The sequence below is a fragment of the Bradyrhizobium sp. CCBAU 11430 genome, assembly GCF_028128855.1.
In the GTDB taxonomy this organism is placed as follows: Bacteria; Pseudomonadota; Alphaproteobacteria; order Rhizobiales; family Xanthobacteraceae; genus Bradyrhizobium; species Bradyrhizobium ottawaense.
Genome location: NZ_LBJV01000062.1, coordinates 48531 through 69024, shown reverse-complemented (window position 1 = coordinate 69024; position 20494 = coordinate 48531). Strand labels below are relative to the sequence as shown.

Below are 20494 nucleotides of genomic sequence, written 5' to 3'. Positions count from 1 at the left end.
AGCGAACAGCTCAGTACTCCACCCCCAACGCATCATAGATCCGCCGGTGCACAGCCGGCAGCGTCTCGGTGAGATCCTCCGCGATCAGGCCCGGCCCGGCTTCTCGTCCCGCCTCGCCATGCATCCAGACGCCGATGCTGGCGGCTTCGAAGGCCGGCACGCCTTGCGCCAGCAGGCCGGCGATGATGCCGGCGAGCACGTCGCCGGCGCCGGCGGTCGCGAGCCAGGGCGGCGCGTTGGCGGCGATGGTGGCGCGGCCGTCGGGGGCGGCAATGGTGGTGTCCGGGCCCTTCAGGAGCACCACCGCGCCGGAGCGCTCGGCGGCGTCGCGCACGCGCTCCAGCTTGGAGCGGCCCGGATGCTTGTTGCCCCCCCCCCCCCCCCCCCCCCCCCCCCCCCCCCCCCCCCCCCCCCCCCCCCCCCCCCCCCCCCCCCCCCCCCCCCCCCCCCCCCCCCCCCCCCCCCCCCCCCCCCCCCCCCCCCCCCCCCCCCCCCCCCCCCCCCCCCCCCCCCCCCCCCCCCCCCCCCCCCCCCCCCCCCCCCCCCCCCCCCCCGCTCACCGATGCCCGCGCCGGGGCCGATGATGCAGGTGTTGTAGCGCTTGTCGCCGAGCAGCTCGCCGAACTCGACGACGGTATCGACGGGGCGAACCATGACGGCCGTGAGCGCAGCCGCGTTGATCGCGAGCGCATCGCGCGGGCTCGCCAATGTCACAAGGCCCGCCCCTGCCCGCAGCGCGCCGCGCGCGGCGAGCCGCGCAGCGCCGGTCGCCGCCGCATCGCCGGAGACTGCCAGCACATGCCCCCGCGCGTATTTGTGGCCATCGAGGCGCGGCACCGGAAAAGCGGCGCCCCAGACATCCGGATCGTCCTCGAACGTCTGCGGCGCGATCTCGTCCAGCACCTGCGCGTCGATGCCAATGTCGGCGACGCGCACGCGGCCGCAATGCATCCGGCCGGGCAGCAAGAGATGCGCCGGTTTCTTGCGGAAGAAGGTGACGGTTTCGGTGGCGTTCACCGCCGCGCCCATCACCGCCGCGCTGGTGCCGTTGATGCCGCTCGGCAGGTCGACCGCGAGCACCGGGGCGCCGTTGGCGTTGATCGCCTCGATCATCGCGCGCGCCTCGCCGTCGACGGGACGGCTGAGGCCTGCGCCGAACAGCGCATCGATGATCAGCGCTGGGCGTCCGATCGCCTGTGGATTGAACGGCAGCACCGGATGCTTCCAGCCGCGCGCCGCGGAGGCCGCGTCGCCCTGGAGCTGGTCGCGCTCGCACATCAGGATGACCGAGACCTCCCGCCCCTGCGCGGCGAGCTCGGCGGCTGCGACAAAACCGTCACCGCCATTGTTGCCGGGGCCGGCCACGATCAGGATCGGCCCCTCCTCCACCAGCGCCTGGGCGGCCTCGGCGACGGCCTGGCCCGCGCTCAGCATCAGCTTGAAACCGGGCGTGCCGGCCGCGATGGTGAGCTGGTCGGCGCGCTGCATTTCAGCGGTGGTCAGAACTTCCATGCCACTTCCCTGGTCCAAACGCCTTTTCAACAGGCACATGCCGCGCCGCCCCACCCTGGGGAACATCGATCTGCACACTTATTGAACCGTTTGCCTATTTCGTAGTCTTCGGTATTTTGTGCAGGTCGGCACCACTACTCAGAGATGCTCGTTAAAAGGCTGATAACGCTCCAACAATCAGGACATGTGCAACTTGGCATAGACCCTGCTTTCGAGGAAGCCGCTTCGGTTCGTCGTGCTCACTGGCATCTATCAGGGTGTGGCCGGCCGTTGTTGCCGGACTGGTCAGGGTTTCAGGCATAGCGAAGACAAGATCGTGCGTTAAGAAAAGCGCATCCTGACGAAGACGTTGCTATTTGATCGAAAGGCCGGAGGCGCGCAGTGAAGAAAATCGAAGCCATCATCAAGCCATTCAAGCTCGACGAGGTGAAGGAAGCGCTTCAGGAAGTCGGCCTTCAGGGCATCACCGTCACCGAAGCCAAGGGTTTTGGCCGGCAGAAGGGGCACGCCGAGCTCTACCGCGGCGCAGAATACATCGTCGACTTCCTGCCCAAGGTGAAGATCGAGATCGTGATCGGCGACGATCTGGTCGAGCGCGCCATCGACGCGATCCGCCGCGCCGCGCAAACCGGACGCATTGGCGATGGTAAGATCTTCGTCTCCAACATCGAAGAGGCGATCCGCATCCGAACCGGCGAATCCGGGCTGGACGCTATCTGAGCCGGGTGCTATCCCGAATTTTGCGACACTCCGACTAGAAAGAAGGCTGCTTCGGCGGCCTGATTTCGTTTGTGCGGTCGCGCAAAACTCGCCCGAGCGAGAATAATTTTGCTCATCTGGAAACCGACCCGCAGAGCCAAAAGGGGTATGCATGAAGACCGCCAAAGACGTCCTGAAATCGATCAAGGACAACGACGTCAAGTACGTCGACCTGCGCTTCACCGATCCGCGCGGCAAGTGGCAGCATGTGACGTTCGACGTCAGCATGATCGACGATGACATCTTCGCCGAAGGAACGATGTTCGACGGCTCCTCGATCGCCGGCTGGAAGGCGATCAACGAGTCCGACATGTGCCTGATGCCCGATCCGGTCACCGCGACGATCGACCCGTTCTTCGCCGAGACCACCATGGTCATCACCTGCGACGTGCTCGAGCCGACCACCGGCGAGCCCTACAACCGCGACCCCCGCGGCATCGCCAAGAAGGCCGAGGCCATGGTGAAGTCGATGGGCGTGGGCGACAGCGTGTTCGTCGGCCCAGAGGCCGAGTTCTTCGTGTTCGACGACGTGCGCTATTCGGCCGAGCCCTACAAGACCGGTTTCCGCCTCGACTCCTCGGAGCTGCCGACCAACTCCGACACCGAATATGAAGGCGGCAATCTCGGCCACCGCATCCGCACCAAGGGCGGCTACTTCCCCGTCCCGCCGCAGGACTCGGTGCAGGACATGCGCTCGGAGATGCTGGGCGCCATGGCCAAGATGGGCGTCAAGGTCGAGAAGCATCACCACGAAGTCGCTTCCGCCCAGCACGAACTCGGCATGAAGTTCGACACGCTGACGCTGATGGCCGACCACATGCAGATCTACAAGTACTGCATCCACCAGGTCGCGCACATCTACGGCAAGACCGCCACCTTCATGCCGAAGCCGATCTTCGGCGACAACGGCTCGGGCATGCACGTGCACCAGTCGATCTGGAAGGACGGCAAGCCGGTGTTCGCCGGCAACAAATACGCCGACCTCTCGGAGACCTGCCTGCACTACATCGGCGGCATCATCAAGCACGCCAAGGCGATCAACGCCTTCACCAACCCGTCGACCAACTCCTACAAGCGCCTGGTCCCGGGCTATGAAGCCCCCGTGCTGCTCGCCTACTCCGCGCGCAACCGCTCGGCCTCCTGCCGCATCCCCTACACCGCTTCGCCGAAGGCCAAGCGCGTCGAGGTGCGCTTCCCCGATCCGATGGCCAACCCGTATCTCGGCTTCGCCGCGATGCTGATGGCCGGCCTCGACGGCATCAAGAACAAGATCGATCCGGGTCCGGCGATGGACAAGGACCTCTACGACCTGCCGAAGGAAGAGCTGAAGCAGATCCCGACCGTCTGCGGTAGCTTGCGCGAGGCGCTCGAAAACCTCGACAAGGACCGCGGCTTCCTCAAGGCCGGCGGCGTGTTCGACGACGACTTCATCGACGCCTATATCGAGCTGAAGATGACCGAAGTCGCCCGCTTCGAAATGACCCCGCATCCGGTCGAGTTCGAGATGTACTATTCGGGCTAAACGGCCCGGAAGGTATCCGACAAGCAAAAGGCGCTCCGCAAGGAGCGCCTTTTCGTTTGAATCGTAGGGTGTACGACCTGCCCGCTACCACGTCGCCGTAAAGGCCTTCTGCAGCTCTGCCGGCGCGGTCACGCCGCCCGCGATCAGCAATTGCGTGAGCACCCGCGCCTTCTGCGGATTGAGGTCTTCGGACACGACGAACCCGTTCTTGTCGTCGTCGACCTCGACGTTCCTCGTCACGAAGCCCGACCGAACCCGCGTCGAGCGAACCACGATGACGCCCTTCTTCGCCGCAGCTTCGAGCGCATCGAGCGCCGGCTTCGAGGTGTTGCCGTCGCCGACGCCGGCCAGCACGATGCCCTTTGCGCCGTGCGAGATGGCGTCCTCGATCGGAACGGCGTCCATGTTGGCGTGCGAGTACACGATCGCGACGCGCGGCAATTGCTCGCCGGCTGGAAGCTGATAGGTCGCGCGCTTGAGACCTTGAGCCTGCGCCATGAAGCGAATGCCGCCGGCGCTGTCGACATAGCCGACCGGCCCGTCATTGGCCGAGCTGAACGTCTCGATGCTGGTGGTGTTGGTCTTGGTGACCGAGCGTGCGCCCTGAATCTTGTCGTTCAGCACCGCCAGCACTCCGCGCCCGCGCGACCGTGGGTCGGCCGCCACCTGCACGGCCTCGTAGAGATTGCCGGGGCCGTCCGCGCTGACGGCCGTCGCCGGCCGCATCGAGCCGACGATCACCACCGGCTTGTCGCCGCGCACCACGTTGTCGAGGAAGAACGCGGTCTCCTCGAGCGTATCGGTGCCATGGGTGATGACGACCGCATCGGCCTCGTTCTTGTCGAAGGCCTCCTGGATGCGACGGGCCAGCGCAAACCAGACCTTGTCGTTCATGTCCTGGGACCCGATCGACGAGATCTGCTCGGCGTTCAGCTTTGCGAGCTTGTCCAGGCCCGGCACCGATTGCATCAGCTGCTCGCCCGTGATCTGGCCGGATTTGTAGGCGCCGGTCGCACGCGCGTCGGCCTGGCCTGCGATGGTGCCGCCGGTCGCAAGCACGAGAATGCGCGGCAGGCCGGCAGCCATCGCGTCCTTGCCCGATTCGGCGGCCTGCGCCGCGGCGATCCCCCACGACCAAAGTGCGAGGGCGATCAGCGGAGCGGCGAGGATCGACGGCCGATTTCGGCGGTGGATTGCGGGTCTGGCGGCATGCTGCGTCATCGAATTCTCCTCCCGTTCAAGTTGGGATCGACATTCGATACGCCCAATGGGGCCGAAGATGGGTCAGCCTGTTGCCTGTCGCTAAGGATTGTCCCGCCGCGGCATAAAATGGTCGAGCAGGCCCGTCGGCAGCGGAAAGACCACGGTCGACGACCGTTCGCCCGCGATATCGTGCAGGGCCGCGAAGTAACGCAGCTGCATCGCCTGAGGCTCCTGCGCGAGAATCCGGCCGGCCTCGACGAGCTTTTCGGCAGCCTGCTGCTCGCCCATCGCATTGATCACCTTGGCGCGCCGCAACCGTTCCGCCTCGGCCTGTTTGGCAATCGCGCGCACCATGGTTTCGTTGATATCGACGTCCTTGATCTCTATGCCGGTCACCTTGATGCCCCAGACGTCGGTCTGCTTGTCGAGGATCTCCTGGATGTCGGCGTTCAACCTGTCGCGCTCGGCCAGCATCTCGTCGAGCTCGTGCTTGCCGAGCACCGAGCGCAACGTGGTCTGCGCGAGCTGGCTGGTGGCGGCCATGTAATCACCGACCTTGATGATGGCACGTTCGGGGTCGACGATGCGGAAGTACAGAACGGCGTTGACCTTGACGGACACGTTATCCCGCGAAATCACGTCCTGCGGCGGCACGACCTGCACCATCACGCGGAGGTCGACCTTGACGAGTTGCTGCACGACCGGAATGAGGATGATGAGGCCCGGGCCCTTCACGCCGGTAAAACGGCCGAGCGTGAAGATGACGCCACGCTCGTATTCGCGCAGGATCCGAATGGCCTGGGATAGAAACATGATGACGAGCAGCAGAAGCGCCGCATAGGTCAGATATTCCAGCATCATGATGTACCTCCCTCACCGGTCCTGGCCGGTGCGCGCCGTATCAGCAGCGTCAGGTCGACGACGTTCGCGACTTCGACCGTCTCTCCGGGCTTGAACGTTTCGGCGCCACGCGCCTGCCAGCGCTCGCCATGGGCGAAGACGTGACCTTCGCTCCCAGTCCAGTCGAGAACCTCGGCGGGCAAGCCTCGCATCGCCTGCGCGCCGACCCGTTCCGGAGCCCGGGCGGCACGCCGAAGCGAACCAAGCACGACCAGAGCAAAGCCGGTGAACACGGCGGCCGTGATGCCGATCACCCACCACGACAGGTGGTAGCCGGGCGCCTCGACCCTGAAGAGCATCAGCGCTCCCAGCACGAAGGCGATGATGCCCCCGAGACCGATCACCACCGTCGGATTGAAGGCTTCGACGGTGAGAAGCACGATGCCGACCAGCATCAGGGCAAGGCCGGCATAGTTGATCGGCAGCAAATTGAGCGCATAGAGACCGATCAGCAGGCAGATCGCGCCGACCACGCCGGGAGCGACGGCTCCGGGAGACATGAACTCGAAGATCAGGCCGTAGATGCCGACCATCAGGAGAATGAACGCCACATTCGGATCGGTGATGACCGCCAGGAAGCGGGATATCCATCCGGGGTCGATGGCTTCGACGACCGCATCCTTGGTCGCGAGGCGTTGCGTCTTGCCGCCTGCAACCTCCACCACACGGCCATCGAGCTGCCTCAGCAATTCAGCCTGATCGCGCGCGACCAGCTCGATGGCGTGGGCCTGCAGCGCGCCGTTGGCAGAGAGAGTGGCGGCCTCACGGACCGCTTTCTCCGCCCAGTCCACATTGCGGCCACGCAGCTCCGCAAGGCTGCGGATGAAAGCAACCGCGTCATTGGTCACCTTTGCCGTCATCGCATCCTTGGGCTGATCTCTGGGCTGATCCTTCTCGCTCTGCTGGTCGCCGTCCTTCTTGTCCTTGCCGCCCTTGTCCGGTGTGCCGCCCGGCAGCCCCGGCAGCGGTCCGCCAATCTGCACCGGCGTTGCCGCACCGATATTGGTGCCCGGCGCCATCGCCGCGATGTGGGTCGCATAAAGGATATAGGTCCCCGCGCTCGCCGCGTGGGCGCCGGAGGGAGCGACGTAACCGACGACGGGCACGGGCGAGGCCAGCACATCCGCAATGATCTCGCGCATGCTGGTATTGAGGCCGCCGGGCGTGTTGATTCTCAGAAGCACGACCTCGGCGCGCCGTTCGCTTGCCTTGGCCAAGGCCTCCTTCACGTAACTGGCCGACGCAGGGCCGATGGCTCCGTCGATCGACACAATCAGTGCAAGACGGCCGTTCTCCTCCGCTGAACTGGGAAGGAGGCAGCAGATCAAAGCCACGACGCCAATCGCCGCAACGAGGGCCGCCTTCATGGTCTGCACGGCAGGGCTCCCTTGCAGAGCATATGGTGTTCGCCTCTCGAACCTCAATGCAGCCGTGTGCTGGTGCAGGCCCTTGTCCTGATTGTGCGATGCAATGGAAACCGCCCCGTAGATCGGTTGAGCACGGGGCGGTGGCGGGCGGACCATGCCTTGAGCTGATCCGCCCACGCATTCCGTGCTGCTAGCGCCGGGCGATCCGCACCCCGTCCGTCCCGATCGGGCCGAACGTGCTCGCGATGATCTCAGCTGTCAGCTGCATGCCGCCGAGCGACCAGTGCGAGGGCTCCTGCTCCTCGATCCTGACCCAGACGTTGCGGCGGAAATCCGGGCTGCCCTGCCCTTCGACCTCGACGAGGAGGTCGGTGACGCGTTCGAGCAGCGTCTTCTTCTGCGCGGCATCCAGAATGCCGCGGACGGTGGAAATGGTGACGTAAGGCATGTCTCTCTCCAATCATGTCGGGTGACGACGGCGGCAGATTGGACCGGGCGCTCTCCGCAAGGCAGTGGCGGATAAGACAGAGATCAGGCAATTTCCGCCACGCGCCCGCGGACCCGATCGGATAGGATCGCGGCATCAACCCCGGGGGGTCTCATGAAGCTCGCAATTCTGGCACTGGAAGGCTGCATGCATTCGGCGATCGCCGGCGTCGCCGACATCCTGTCGCTCGCCAATCACGTCATGCAGCAGAGCGGCGCAAAATCCCGCTTCAGCTGGCAGACGCTTTCGCTCGACGGCAAATCCGTGCGCGCCGGCGGCGGCCGGATGGTCGTGGTCGATGGCGGGATCGGGCAACGCACTCGCTTCGACGCGATCCTCGTCCCCGGTAACCTCGTCGATCACGTCACGGCCGAGCGCCTGCAACCGCAATATGCCCGGGCCGGCGCCTGGCTCCGGCAGCAACACGCGAACGGCCGGCTGATCGGCGCGTTCTGCAGCGGCGTGTTCCTGCTGGCCGGCGCCGGCCTGCTCGACAACCGCCGCGCCACCATCACCTGGTGGCTGCAGGGCGAACTGCGGCAGCGTCATCCCACCATCGACCTCGCCGCCGACGCCGTCATCACGGTTGCGGACCGCATCGTCTGCGCAGCTGGCCCGATGTCGTGGGTCGACCTGCTGCTCAGGCTGATCGAGCTGGTCGAGGGCAAGGAGACCGCAAAACTATGCGCGGACTACGTCGTCATCGATACCGCGCAGCGCACCCAATCGATCTTCATGCCCGTCGGCTATCTGCTCTCGCAGGACCCGCTGCTGACCAGGGCCGACCTCCTGGTTCGCCGCACCGGCAAGGCTCCCATGACGGTCAAACGGCTTGCCGGCGCGCTCGGCCTCAGCGAGCGGACGCTGAACCGGAAGTTTCAGGAGCTCACGCACGAGCCGCCGCAGGCCTTCATCATGCGCCGCCGCGTCGAGCACGCGCGCACGTTGCTGGAGACGACGACACAGCCGATCAAGGCGATCGCACGCACGACCGGCTATGAAGACGAGAGCAGCTTTCGCAAGGCGTTCCGCAAGCTCACTTTGATGTCACCGCAGGCCTATCGCGCGCGACGGATGGAGCGGACGATGTGAGACGCCTTCGAGCCGTCCGCTTTCGTTCCGCATCCGACTCCACTTCGTTCTCAAGGAACAAATCAGAGCCGCAAAAATCAGGGCGGAGCAATTCCTACTGATTGGTTTACGTAGGGCGGATTAGCCGAAGGCGTAATCCGCCGACTGCTGGTGACGCTCATGCGCGTTCGCCAAAGTCACCGTCCGTGCTGCTCTCCTGCCCAATCCTCAGGAAACAGGCCCGCCTCGACCATCTCGGTGGAACGACGAATGCGGCCAGTCCAACACGCGGGTCACATAACCATGCTTCACGGGATTGATGTAACAATACTCGACATGGCGTGCGTAGTCGGTTTCGTCGCGGATGAGGTGCTCCCAGAATCGGTTCTGCCATATGCCACGCTCCCGTCCTGCGATCTGTACCGCGGTCAAAGGCTCCGTCTTCGGCAAGGTCTTCGCGAAGCGCGTCTTGATCAATCTCCACCGCATGGAAAAATCGGCATCGCCGTCCGGAAGCGTCCAGACTGCATGAAGGTGGTCCGGAAGAACGACAAACGCATCGATCGCGAAAGCATAGTCCCGACGCGTCGCTGCAACAGCCGCGCGCAGCGCTGCGATGTGCTCGACGAGCAGCCTCTGCTTGCGGTCGAGAAGATTGACCGTGAAGAACCAGCAACCACCCGCAACAAATGCACGGCGATAGTTTGGCATTGAAGCTGCCCAATCAAGACAAGATGGCGGATTACGCCTTCGGCTAATCCGCCCTACGGCCCGCTCTGGGCGAATGCGGAGGATGCGAGCAGGAGAAGGACCGTGACGGTGGCGCTGCGCTTCATCGCTGCCCTTAGCGAACAACGCCAGCCGCGTCGTCCGTGCTCGGGATCAGCCAATCGAGCCCGATCAGGCACACTTCGAGGACAACGAACGCGACAATGCCGCCGACCCAGCCGAAGAAGACGATGGAAAAGGTCCCGAGCAAGATTGCGCAAAACAGGTCGGCAAGCACCTTGCAGACGCGGAAGTCTCGGTCGTGTCCAGACGGGAAATACGGCATCGGGCGCCCCTTTCGCTGCTCTGGGCCCGGACTTAGCCACAGCGCGAGGCGACCGTCTACTCCGCCAGCCTGCTGATCAGTTGCGACGTCGCAATCGAGATCCGCCGCTCCCCGTGCAAGGGCAGCGTTCGCAGGTCACCGGCAGCCCTCCAATATCTTTGGATCAATCCCCGGGCGGAGATACTTCCTCAATTCTTCGGCTGGCCGAAATCAAGCGGCGGCGGCAGCTCGATGTCCGGAATTTCGATCTTGATCTTGTCCAGATCCACCTTCCTGGGAGCATCCAGCAGCCCCGTGACCGTGATCGGGAATGCGATGACGACCGCAACCATGATCGCCTGCAGGCCGATCCAGGGCATAGCGCCCCAATAGATGTCCGAGCTCTTGACCTCCTTCGGCGCAACACCCCGCAGGTAGAACAAGGCGAAGCCGAACGGCGGATGCAGGAAGGAGGTCTGCATGTTGACGCAGAGCATGACACCGAACCAGATCAAGGCAGCATCCGCCCCGACGACGGGAGTGAGCAGCTTCTGCGCGATCGGCGCGATCATCGGGATGATGATGAAGGCGATCTCGAAGAAGTCGAGGAAGAAGGCGATGAAGAAGATGAACAGGTTCATGAAGATCAGGAATCCCCAGACCCCGCCCGGCAGCGATGTCAGCATGTGCTCCAGCCAGACACCACCGTTGCAACCGAGAAAGACGATCGAGAAGCAGGTCGATCCGATCAGGATGAACGTCACCATGCAGGTGATGCGCATCGTGGTCTCGTAGCCCTGCTTGACCAGGGTGCGCAGGTCCGGAATCCTGACCGCCTCGATGCAGACCCAGGCAACGGCGAGATAGGCAATCGCGAAGGCGATCTTGAACGCCAGATTCTGCGTGAAGTAGATCCCGATGATGGTGCCGACACCCGCCGCCGCAACGCCGACGAGCAATATCTTGCGGCCAGCCAGGCTGAAATCCTTGTGATGGATGACGGCAAGGACGATCGCGCCGACGGCGCCCATCGCGCCTGCTTCGGTCGGGGTGGCGAGCCCCAGCATCATCGTGCCGAGCACCACGAAGATCAGAACAGCGGACGGAATGATGCCCAAAAGGCATTTGCGCCAGAGCGCCCAGCCAGTGAGCGTCCTTGCTTCCTTGGGCACGGCCGGAACGTGGCCCGGCTTGATCACGCTCAGCGCAAACGTGTAGCCGGCGAACAGTGCGATCTGGAGGATCGAGGGGCCCCAGGCGCCCAGATACATATCGCCGACCGACTTCCCGAGCTGGTCCGCGAGCACGATCAGAACCAGCGACGGAGGCACCAGCTGGGTAATGGTGCCGGAGGCTGCGAGCACGCCGGTGATGTAGCGCATGTTGTAGCCGTACCGGATCATCACCGGCATCGAGATCAGCGCCATCGCGATGACCTGCGCCGCCACGGTGCCCGTGATGGCGCCGAGGATGAAGCCGACGATGATCACGGAATAGCCGAGGCCGCCGCGAATGGGGCCGAACAATTGCCCCATTGAATCCAGCATATCCTCGGCGAGGCCGCATCGTTCGAGGATCGAGCCCATGAACGTGAAGAAAGGAATTGCCAGCAGCAGCTCGTTGGCCAGAACGCTGCCGTAGATGCGCTCCGGGATGGCCTGGAGGAAGCTGAACCCGAAAAATCCCTCGTGAATCGCGAGAAATCCGAACGAAAGCCCGAGAGCGGCCAGCGTGAAGGCGACCGGAAATCCGATCAGCATGGCCAGGACCAGCCCGCCGAACATCATCGGCGGCATCATTTCAATCGTGATCATTGGGTCGGCCGCTCGTATTTCGCATCGATCGTGACTTCACCACGCAAGGCCGCAATGCGTTTGATGGCCTCCGAGACGCCTTGCAAAGCCAGCATGAAGAATCCCGCAGGCAGGACAAATTTGATCGGCCACCGGAGGAGGCCGCCGGCATTGTTGGACATTTCGCCGATGATGAACGAGTTGTGGAACATCGCCCATGAGAGGTAGCTGAGGAGCAGGCACGCCGGGACGAGGAATACCAATGTCCCGATCAGGTCGAGCCACAGCTGGCCGCGCTCGGAAAGCATGAGGTACATGATTTCGACGCGCACATGCTCGTTACGCTTGAAAGTATAGGACGAGCCGAACATCACGACGACGGCGAACATATACCACTGCGTCTCGAGCCAGCTGTTGGAGCTGTAACTGAAGGCATAACGGATCATCGCATTTGCAGCGCTGACCACGCAGGCCGCGAGCACCAAAACGTTGCAGACGTTGCCGACTTTTTCATTCAGCCAGTCGATAGCCGTACTTACCGCCAACAATGGGCGCATCGATGCCTTTTCCCCGCTCGCTGAGTGCTACCCCCCAGGCGAGCAGGACCATGGCGCTGCAGCAGCAGCCTTCCATTTCTGCGCGGGAGCTAGTTCCCCTCCTGATGCTTCCGCCCGTTCTTGTTTTGGGCAAGACAAGACACGTTCAGGTCTCGCCCGCCGCGTGAAGCGAGGCCACCATTACCGTCGCCCAATTCCGGGTCAACAGGAAAATTGGACAGTTTGCCGCAGCGGGGTCTAAAACATCGTCGCAGTGCTTAACGGGTTGACCTGCGGGGCATGGTCGAAGCGCGGGCGCGCCTACCCTTCCACGTCGTACTGCTTGCAGAGGTGATCACCGATCTGGACCAGCATGGCAACGCATTCAGGGTAGCCGGGCCGGTCCGAGGTGGCCTGGTCCGCGCTGGCTCGAAACTCCCAGGAAGTACCATCTCGGAGGATCGAGATTGTCATTCCATCGGGACAATCGGCGTGGACCTTCAACTCGGCCTTCGCCATGGCGATCAGTTCGCTTTCCGTCTTCACAGGTCTGCTCATGAAGGTCATCCTCCGTCTTGGGGCAGAACTTTAGTTGTATCTGCCAAATCCACCAAACAAGTCTTCCCGATAAAGCAGCTACCGGCATTGGGATAGCGCAATCCCTTCCGGTCCGCTCGGTCAGCGATGGGGATCACTCCCCGAGACGCGTCGGGCAAAACACCCGGTCAAGCCCTTGGCGCAAAAATATTCCGCTTTCCCGAATTTCGGATTTGTGGCATACCCTCGCCCATCCCGGCCCCTGCCAAAGGGGCGCTTCGCGATCGTCACGAGATGCGGGCCGGGTGGCGGTGGACGCGGTAGCGCCGGCGCGGCTCGGCATGATGACAGGGCGGGCAACCGTGAGTCCTCAGGCCACGCGATACGACACGGCGCGGTCACAGCAGTTTCGTCGATGCCAGAGGGCGAGCACACGCAAGCCTTCCGGGATTTCGGCGGGATCGTCCGCGGACGGAGAAGTCGTGTGGTCCTGACGCCCGGGGTCTGTGCGTCAAGGCTTGCGGTGATGCGGCGGCCCGACCGGGCACGCGCATCGATCATCCCGCAAGGCGACGGGGGCAATAGTGCATCGCTCCCCGAGGAGAGCACGAAGGACACCGTTAAAACCATCCGCGCAGGGAAGGCCGGGCGACCGGCATCACCTGTAGTCCACCCCGTGTGCATTTCTGTCGCGCACGGACTTGCGGGTGCCGCCGGCGCCCGGCCTTCCCTGCGCCCTTTGGTCTTCAAGGAGCGCGAACGACAGCAAGCCTCGGGCGAAACGCGCCGCGAGAGCGCGAAGGCGTGTCTGCGAGTTGCGCTGAGAGCGTGGAGATGCCGACGATGCACCTTGCTCCGTTATTGCGAGGAGCTCTTGCGACGAAGCAATCCAGAATCCCACCGCGGAAAGATTCTGGATTGCTTCCGCCTTCGCCAAGGCTTCGGCGGACAAGTCGCTACGCTTGCAATGACGGTGGGAGAAAGCGCCTCAGCCGCCTCTCGTGCCCCGGACGCAGCGCAGCGCCCCTTAGCGGTGCGCTGCAGAGCCGGGGCCCATGTCGCAGCGGCGCGCGGGCAGCGCTGGGTCCCGGCTCTGCGCAGCAGCGTAAGGACGCTGCAGCGAGTCCGGGACACGAGAGGACCCTACGCCGCCGCGCGTTGCCGCGCGACCAGGGCCTCGCCAAAGGCTTCGAACAGCTTGCGGTTGACCGGATTGCGCTGGGGATCGTATTCGGCGTGCCATTGCACGCCGAGCGCGAAGGTCGGGGCTTCCGCGATCCGGATCGCCTCGATGGTGCCGTCCTCGGCGACGCCCTCGACGAGCACGCGCTTGCCGGGATCGAGGATGCCCTGGCCATGCAGCGAATTGACCCTGATCTTCTCGCAGCCGAGCAGTTTTGCGAACGCCCCGCCCGGCGTCAGTTCGACGTCGTGACGGTCGGCGAACACCACGGTCGGATCGGGGTGGATCTCGCCGTTCTCGAGCCTGGGCATGCGATGGTTCATGCGGCCGGGAATCTCGCGGATCTCGGGATGCAGCGAGCCGCCGAAGGCGACGTTCATCTCCTGGAGGCCGCGGCAGATGCCGAACAGCGGCACACCGCGGGCGACGCAGGCGACCGAAAGGGCCAGCGCCACCTCGTCGCGATGGATATCGTACGGCTCGTGGCGCTCGCAGGGATCGACATTGAAGCGCGTCGGATGGACGTTGGCGCGGGCGCCGGTGAGCACGATGCCGTCGACCACGTCGAGCAGCGCGCCGATATCGGTGATATCAGGCGCGCCCGCGAACATCATCGGCAGGCCACCGGAAACCTCGGCCACGGCGCGCAAATTGCGCTCGCCGACCATCTGGACCTGAAATCGATTTTCGACGCGATGGGCATTCCCGATCACGCCGACGACCGGCTTTCTCATCTGTCGTTCCGCGCCTCTCCGATAAGAAGATTCTCCAAACATGCCCTTGGGCTGGAACAAATTCAACAGAAGGGATCGCGGGACGGCAATGCTATTTTCGCGCAAATGCCTCCCGGGCCTCGCCCCCGGCGGGCAGCCCGGCGGCCTGCAGTGCGGTTGCGGCAGGATCGCCCGGGGCGGCCAGCCAGGGCAGTTTCGCATCGATGCCGCGCGTCACGGGCTCTCCGAGCACCCCACCGAAATCGATCGGCCAGAACCCGTTGGGCTCGACCTCGGCAGTGATGCCCCGGATCGCATAGCCCTCGCCCAGAACCGCCTCCGCATGGTCGCCGGCGACAAGGCGGGCCGTCTTGGGATCCTTGGGATCGCCAAAGCTCACGAGCACCGGCACGAGGTCTGCCTGCACCGGGACAACGCCGGTCTGCCGGTGGATATCGTTGAACGAGACGCGGTTGCCGCGCGCGGCGCCATAGGCACGGAGCGCGACATAGTTGATGTCGTCGAAGTCCAGCTTGGCGTCCTGCCGGTGCGCCAGCAATGCCACCAGATTCTTGCTCTGGCCGAGGTCGACGAACACCGCCTCCCCGCGCATCGTGGTGCGGCCGCCGCGGTTATAGTTGCGGTCGGGCACGACGGCCAGAACGCCGGATCCGGCCTTGATCCCGTCAGGCGTCGTGACCTCGACCGTGAGACGAAATTTGTGGCCGGGCCGGTTGATCCGGATCTGGTCGCCGACCACGAGCACGGCGAGAAGCCCGAGCAGACCGGCCCATTTGCTGATGAAGCTCAAACCGCCCCCATTGCTCTTTCCTCATCGCTCTGCACCGTCGGCACGCCGACGTCAAATCAGCGCGTTGACGCGGTCTTGATCCGAAGCGCGTTTGCCCGGAGAGTGCAGCGCGCATTGCGCTGAAAAGGACCCGATGTGACCATGTCGTCCAAAGATGAACGCTCCCGGACCCGCGGCGACCTCGCTTGGGCGATCTCGGTCGGGGGCATCGGCGTCGTGCTGTTCACCGCGCTGCTCGCCTTCACCTGGTATTTCGCCGCCACCCTGCTGCTGATCTTCACCGGCATGCTGCTCGGTCTCGGCCTCAACGCGCTGACAGGCGCGCTCGGCCGCCGCGTGCCCCTGCCGCATCCGGTGCGGCTCGCGATCGTCTGCACCGCGCTCGCTCTGATGCTGGCCGGCATCGCCTATCTCGGCGGCGCCACCATTGCCGAACAGGCTTCGCTGCTGAGCAAGACCATCAAGTCGCAGATCGGGAACGTGAAGTCCTTCCTGGACAACCACGGCATCGACACCAGCTTCTTCGATTTCGGCAACGGCGCGACCGACGCCTCGGCCACTGCGCCGTCGGAGACGGCGCCCGCACCAGCAGCGCCCTCGCGCGGTCCCCTGCCCGGCGCCGGCGCGCTGGCCTCCAGTGGCGGGGCGATCGTGAGCCAGACTTTCAAGCTGCTGCTCGGCACCATCCACGGTGTCGGCAACATCTTCATCGTGCTGTTCCTGGGCTTCGCCTTCGCCGCCCAGCCGGCCGTCTATCACGACGGTCTGCTATTCCTGGCGCCTGCCAGGCACCGCACCCGCGTCGCCCTCATCATCGATCGCATCAGTGAGACTCTGGAGCGCTGGCTGATCGCGCAGATCATCGTCATGCTCGCGGTCGGCGTGGTGACCTGGATCGGGCTTGCCATCATCGGCATCCCCAGCTCGTTCATCCTGGGAATTCAGGCCGGCCTGCTCGCCTTCATCCCGACCATCGGGGCCATCATCGCCGGCGTCGTCGTGGTGCTGGCGAGCCTCGCCTCGGGCTGGATCCCGGCGCTATCGGCCTTTCTGCTCTTCATGGGCGTGCACGCCATGGAGAGCTACGTGCTGACACCGATCCTGCAGCGGCAGGCGCTGGACATTCCGCCGGCCACCCTGTTCGCGTTCCAGATCGTGCTCGGCGTCGTGTTCGGCATCTGGGGCCTGGCGCTGGCACTGCCGCTGGTCGCCATCGCCAAGGTCATGATCGACCATTTCAAGACCTATGAGGCGCCGCCTTTGGCAGAAGCGGCCTAGAGCATGATCCGGACCCGAAGGGCCGCGTTAGCGCAAAGTGCGCAGCGGTTTTCCGATAAGATCATGCTCCAGAAATAAACCCTCAGGTCGTCAGCACGGTCTCGGTGTGCTCCACCTCGGGCGGCGAGGCAAAGTACTGGCCAACGAGGCCCCGCCATTCGGTGAAGTTTTCCGAGCCGCGGAAATCGACGGTGTGATTTTCCAGCGTCGCCCATTTCACCATCAGCCGGTAGCGCTGCGGCTTCTCGATCGATTTGTGCAGCTCGAAGCCGTGAAAGCCCTTGGAGCGGCCGAAGGCGGCCCTGGCCTTGGCGACGGCGGCCTCAAAGTCCTTCTCGCTGCCCGGCTTGACGTCGATTTGCGCGATCTCGGTGATCATCGGTTTCCACCCTTTTTGTTCGATGGGCGTGTCTAGCGCAGGCAGCAAGAAAGAAAAAGGCGCCGAAACGGCGCCCTGGTCGGCCCAAAAATGCAGGTCTCTCAGAGCAGCAGCAGGACGGTGCCCGCCACGATCAGGGCGCAGCCGATGAACAGCGCGAGCGGCCAGTAGCTGCGGCGGCCTTGCGTGTAACGCCCCTGCGCGCGGCGCTCGGTGATCAGCGCGCTCTCGTATTCGTCCGCGGTCGAGAACAGACAGGCGAAGCCGCTGCGTGCCGAGGCCGCAGCGGCTTCGAGCGACATCAGGGCAGCTTGCGGGTTCTGTCGACGGATCGATTCCATGACCGCAATGGTAGGGATCGAATGGTAAACAGAGGATTACCGCGGGTGCTGCCTTGCGTCTCAGGCGGTAGCCGGCCGCGGCTGCGGCGCACTGATCCGCGCGGCGCTCTGTCGGCGCCAGTTCTCCAGCGACAGCGGCAGCTCCTCCGCCGCCTCGACGCGGTTACGGCCGCCGCGCTTGGCCTGGTAGAGTGCGGTGTCGGCCGAAGCCAGCAGCACCTCGAGCTCGGTGCCGGCGGGCCCGCCGGCGACGCCGATGCTGACGGTGGTGTCGACCGGGCCTTCATCGACCACGACGCCGGACGTCTCGAACGCCTCGCGCACGCGCTCGGCGACCAGCACGCCCTCCTCCAGCGAGCACGGCAGCAGCGCGGCGAACTCCTCGCCGCCGATGCGGCCCGACATGTCGGTGATGCGCAAATTACTGACGACGACGGTGGAGAACAGTTTCAGCATCTCGTCGCCGGCGGGGTGGCCGAAGCGATCGTTGATCGACTTGAAGTGATCGATGTCGAAGATCATCACGGTCACGGGACGTCCGGCCTTGGCCTCGCGCTCGATCACGCGGCCGCAGGCTTCCGAGAAGCCGCGCCGGTTGAGCATGCCGGTCAGGGGATCGGTCGACGCGGCGGTGCGGTGCGCGGTCACGGTGCGCTCGGACACCAGCATGAAGATCACGAACACGGTGCCGACGGCGTAGAGGATGAGTTCAACCGCGAACACCTTGACCCAGATGCTCTGGGAGAAGCCGGCATCGTGCGGACGCAGGAAGCTGCCGATCAGGACCGGCAGCATCAACACGCAGCCATGCATCACCGGCATCACGAAGGCCGGCCAGCGCCGCTGCAGGCTCTTGCGCCGTTCGGTCCAGAGCTCGCTGGCGGTCAATGCCGCGTAAACCGAGACGATGCCGGCGCCGATGATCATCCGCAACATGGATGCCTCGGGGTCGAGCAGCGTGACGGCGGCGACCCAAGCGAGCGCGCCGAGCACGAGACCCGGCCAGTTCGGCTTGCGGCCGTGGAAGACCCGCGCCGCATTCCACACCATGCCGCAGGCGACGAAGCCGACCGCGTTCAGCGCAAGGTAAAGATGCGGGCCCAGCCTGTCGCCGGCCGCGGTCCACAGCGCGACGGAGGCGGCACCGAGCAGATACGCGGTGCCCCACCATTTCAGTGCAGGGCTGTTCTCCTGCCTGCCGAAAAACACCATCATGGCGCCGAGCAGTGCGGCAACCATGGTGGCGACCAAATAGAGCGTGATGCTATCGAGCGACATCATGTCGGCCCCCTCTAGAACATAGCAGTTACGCGACCGGCCCAGCCGATTTGCGCGCCCTTCCGAATGCGACGCTAGGTCGCGCGAGTTCCATTCAGGTTTTCGCGGGAGGCCAAGTTTTCGGGAAACACGCCATCAATTTGCATACAAACGAACAACAAAAAGGGCGCTGAAATCAGCGCCCTTTTGCATCTCATTGAAGCCGCTTTCGCGGCGAATGTGACCGAAGCGATTAACGCTTCGAGAACTGGAAGGACCGGCGGGCCTTGGCCTTGCCGTACTTCTTGCGCTCGACCACGCGGGAGTCGCGCGTCAGGAAGCCGCCCTTCTTGAGCACAGAGCGCAGCTCCGGCTCGAAATAGGTCAGCGCCTTGGAGATGCCGTGACGGACCGCGCCGGCCTGACCGGACAGGCCGCCGCCGGCAACCGTGCAGATCACGTCGTACTGGCCCGAACGCGCGGCCACGGAGAACGGCTGCTCGATCATCATCCGCAGCACGGGACGGGCGAAATAGACCTCGACCTCGCGCGAATTGACGGTGACCTTGCCGGCGCCCGGCTTGATCCACACGCGGGCGACCGCGTCCTTGCGCTTGCCGGTGGCATAGGCGCGGTTGAACTTGTCGACCTTCTTCTCGTGCTTGGGCGCATCGGGCGCCGCCGCCGTCTTGAGCTGCGAGAGCTGGTCGAGCGACTGGATGGATTCGGCCATGTTATGCGGCCCTCGTGTTCTTGCGGTTCAACTTGGCGATGTCGATCTTCTCGGGCGTCTGTGCCTCGTGCGGATGATCGGCGCCGCCATAGACGCGGAGATTGCCCATCTGGACGCGACCGAGCGGGCCACGCGGGATCATGCGCTCGACGGCCTTCTCGAGCACGCGCTCGGGATGCTTGCCCTCGAGGATCTGGCGCGCGGTGCGCTCCTTGACGTGACCGACATAGCCGGTGTGCTTGTAATAGGTCTTCTGCTCGCGCTTGCGGCCGGTGAGGACCGCATGCTGCGCATTGATGATGATGACGTTGTCGCCGCAATCAACGTGCGGGGTGTAGGTCGGGAGGTGCTTGCCGCGCAGGCGCATGGCGACGATGGTGGCGAGGCGGCCGACGACCAGACCCTTGGCGTCGATCAGCACCCACTTCTTCGTCACCTCAGCCGGCTTTGCCGAAAAGGTTTTCATGTCAGAGTTTCCGTGGACGGGGAGCATCGGCGCGAACACCGCACCGGACTGCGCGGTTTTCTAGAGAAGAGACACGCAACGGTCAATGCCCGGCAGCGGAAATTAGTACCGCAATATCAATTACTTAAAAATATGGTGCTATATTACCTGCAAAAAGCTCAAACATTTGGAATGGAATAGGTCGAGGTGACATGGGCGATCGGATCGGGCGAGCTGCCGGACAACAATTTCACCTCCCCGACCGCCAGCCGCTTGCCGAGCTTGAGCAGCCGCGCCTCCGCCAGCACGTCCTGCCCGGGCCCGCCCTTGCGCAGGAAGTTGATGTTGAGATTGGTGGTGACGGCGAGCCCGACCGGCCCGATCGCGGACAGGAGGACCACGTACATCGCGAAATCGGCCAGCGCCATCAGCGTCGGGCCGGACACGGTTCCGCCCGGTCGCAGCATCCTTTCGCTGTAGCGCTGGCGCAAAAGGCAGGTCTGGCCGTCCGCGCTTTCGATCGTGATGTCGTCGCCGCTGAAGGCCTGGGGAAACTCCTGGCGGAGGAACTGCTCGACCTCTGCCACGCTCATTTTCGCTAACGCCATGCTGTTCCCCACCCTCGCTTCACTTG

20 protein-coding genes and 3 pseudogenes are annotated in these 20494 nt (G+C 64.4%); 4 read left to right on the top strand and 19 right to left on the bottom strand.

Translation table 11 applies throughout. The annotated features are described in order from the left end of the window. Window positions 1-10: 10 nt before the first annotated feature. Together XI04_RS21820 and XI04_RS21815 are read right to left on the bottom strand one after the other, a co-directional pair. Window positions 11-367: pseudogene (locus XI04_RS21820) on the bottom strand (ADP-dependent NAD(P)H-hydrate dehydratase); the annotation flags it as partial. A gap of 181 nt (window positions 368-548) precedes the next feature. Further along, window positions 549-1512 (bottom strand): annotated as a pseudogene (locus tag XI04_RS21815) (NAD(P)H-hydrate epimerase); the annotation flags it as partial. Between the two features lie 381 nt (window positions 1513-1893). Here XI04_RS21815 and XI04_RS21810 point away from each other — a divergent pair. Further along, on the top strand, window positions 1894-2232 hold the full coding sequence (locus XI04_RS21810; RefSeq protein ID WP_007603495.1) for a P-II family nitrogen regulator: 339 nt from the start codon (window positions 1894-1896) through the stop codon (window positions 2230-2232). Window positions 2233-2383: 151 nt separating this feature from the next. Further along, entirely contained in the window at window positions 2384-3793 is a 1410-nt protein-coding gene (glnA, locus tag XI04_RS21805) for a type I glutamate--ammonia ligase (protein WP_018320110.1), read from the top strand. Between the two features lie 84 nt (window positions 3794-3877). Here glnA and XI04_RS21800 read toward each other — a convergent pair whose 3' ends face one another. The 4 genes from XI04_RS21800 to XI04_RS21785 all read right to left on the bottom strand — a co-directional run bounded on the left by XI04_RS21800 (window position 3878) and on the right by XI04_RS21785 (window position 7711). Then, the gene (locus XI04_RS21800) at window positions 3878-5014 is read right to left on the bottom strand and encodes an asparaginase (RefSeq protein WP_152102869.1); all 1137 of its coding nucleotides are present in this window, start codon (window positions 5012-5014) and stop codon (window positions 3878-3880) included. A gap of 81 nt (window positions 5015-5095) precedes the next feature. Beyond that, window positions 5096-5857: a slipin family protein gene (locus tag XI04_RS21795; RefSeq protein WP_018320108.1), complete on the bottom strand. Its 762-nt coding sequence runs from the start codon at window positions 5855-5857 to the stop codon at window positions 5096-5098. Further along, window positions 5854-7272, bottom strand: a complete 1419-nt coding sequence (locus XI04_RS21790) for an NfeD family protein (protein ID WP_038948759.1) — start codon at window positions 7270-7272, stop codon at window positions 5854-5856. The genes XI04_RS21795 and XI04_RS21790 overlap by 4 nt, the downstream gene beginning before the upstream one ends. Before the next feature lie 181 nt (window positions 7273-7453). Then, entirely contained in the window at window positions 7454-7711 is a 258-nt protein-coding gene (locus XI04_RS21785) for a tautomerase family protein (RefSeq protein ID WP_271608998.1), read from the bottom strand. Window positions 7712-7864: 153 nt separating this feature from the next. On the opposite strand from XI04_RS21785, the gene XI04_RS21780 reads away from it, so the two are divergent. Next, entirely contained in the window at window positions 7865-8842 is a 978-nt protein-coding gene (locus XI04_RS21780) for a GlxA family transcriptional regulator (RefSeq protein WP_271608999.1), read from the top strand. A gap of 157 nt (window positions 8843-8999) precedes the next feature. Here the strand turns inward: XI04_RS21780 and XI04_RS21775 are convergent. The 7 genes and pseudogenes from XI04_RS21775 to XI04_RS21745 form a co-directional block, all read right to left on the bottom strand. After that, window positions 9000-9532 (bottom strand): annotated as a pseudogene (locus XI04_RS21775) (REP-associated tyrosine transposase). A 133-nt stretch (window positions 9533-9665) separates the two neighbouring features. Beyond that, on the bottom strand, window positions 9666-9875 hold the full coding sequence (locus XI04_RS21770; RefSeq protein WP_028141429.1) for a hypothetical protein: 210 nt from the start codon (window positions 9873-9875) through the stop codon (window positions 9666-9668). A gap of 188 nt (window positions 9876-10063) precedes the next feature. Continuing rightward, a complete protein-coding gene (locus XI04_RS21765; protein ID WP_038948762.1) occupies window positions 10064-11668 on the bottom strand; it encodes a TRAP transporter large permease in 1605 nt (534 codons plus the stop codon). After that, on the bottom strand, window positions 11665-12204 hold the full coding sequence (locus XI04_RS21760) for a TRAP transporter small permease subunit (RefSeq protein ID WP_028141427.1): 540 nt from the start codon (window positions 12202-12204) through the stop codon (window positions 11665-11667). The genes XI04_RS21765 and XI04_RS21760 overlap by 4 nt, the downstream gene beginning before the upstream one ends. A 300-nt stretch (window positions 12205-12504) precedes the next feature. Next, window positions 12505-12741: a hypothetical protein gene (locus XI04_RS21755; protein ID WP_028141426.1), complete on the bottom strand. Its 237-nt coding sequence runs from the start codon at window positions 12739-12741 to the stop codon at window positions 12505-12507. A gap of 1122 nt (window positions 12742-13863) precedes the next feature. Further along, window positions 13864-14637, bottom strand: a complete 774-nt coding sequence (locus XI04_RS21750; protein ID WP_028141424.1) for a gamma-glutamyl-gamma-aminobutyrate hydrolase family protein — start codon at window positions 14635-14637, stop codon at window positions 13864-13866. 91 nt (window positions 14638-14728) lie between these two features. After that, window positions 14729-15427 (bottom strand): hypothetical protein, encoded by a 699-nt coding sequence (locus XI04_RS21745; protein WP_038948763.1) that lies wholly within the window; start codon window positions 15425-15427, stop codon window positions 14729-14731. Between the two features lie 141 nt (window positions 15428-15568). Between XI04_RS21745 and XI04_RS21740 the strand changes: the two genes are divergently transcribed. After that, the gene (locus tag XI04_RS21740) at window positions 15569-16705 is read left to right on the top strand and encodes an AI-2E family transporter (RefSeq protein ID WP_085968110.1); all 1137 of its coding nucleotides are present in this window, start codon (window positions 15569-15571) and stop codon (window positions 16703-16705) included. 82 nt (window positions 16706-16787) lie between these two features. On the opposite strand, the gene XI04_RS21735 is transcribed toward XI04_RS21740, so the two are convergent. The 6 genes from XI04_RS21735 to XI04_RS21710 form a co-directional block, all read right to left on the bottom strand. After that, window positions 16788-17084, bottom strand: a complete 297-nt coding sequence (locus XI04_RS21735; protein ID WP_028141421.1) for an antibiotic biosynthesis monooxygenase family protein — start codon at window positions 17082-17084, stop codon at window positions 16788-16790. Between the two features lie 101 nt (window positions 17085-17185). Beyond that, window positions 17186-17425, bottom strand: a complete 240-nt coding sequence (locus XI04_RS21730) for a hypothetical protein (protein WP_028141420.1) — start codon at window positions 17423-17425, stop codon at window positions 17186-17188. Between the two features lie 60 nt (window positions 17426-17485). Next, window positions 17486-18706, bottom strand: coding sequence for a GGDEF domain-containing protein (locus tag XI04_RS21725; protein WP_028141419.1), 1221 nt, complete (start codon window positions 18704-18706; stop codon window positions 17486-17488). Between the two features lie 229 nt (window positions 18707-18935). Continuing rightward, entirely contained in the window at window positions 18936-19415 is a 480-nt protein-coding gene (gene rpsI / locus XI04_RS21720) for a 30S ribosomal protein S9 (RefSeq protein WP_008547917.1), read from the bottom strand. A 1-nt stretch (window position 19416) separates the two neighbouring features. Then, window positions 19417-19881: a 50S ribosomal protein L13 gene (gene rplM, locus XI04_RS21715; RefSeq protein WP_008137961.1), complete on the bottom strand. Its 465-nt coding sequence runs from the start codon at window positions 19879-19881 to the stop codon at window positions 19417-19419. Window positions 19882-20039: 158 nt separating this feature from the next. Beyond that, window positions 20040-20468 (bottom strand): PaaI family thioesterase, encoded by a 429-nt coding sequence (locus XI04_RS21710; RefSeq protein WP_038973475.1) that lies wholly within the window; start codon window positions 20466-20468, stop codon window positions 20040-20042. Window positions 20469-20494 lie beyond the last annotated feature (26 nt).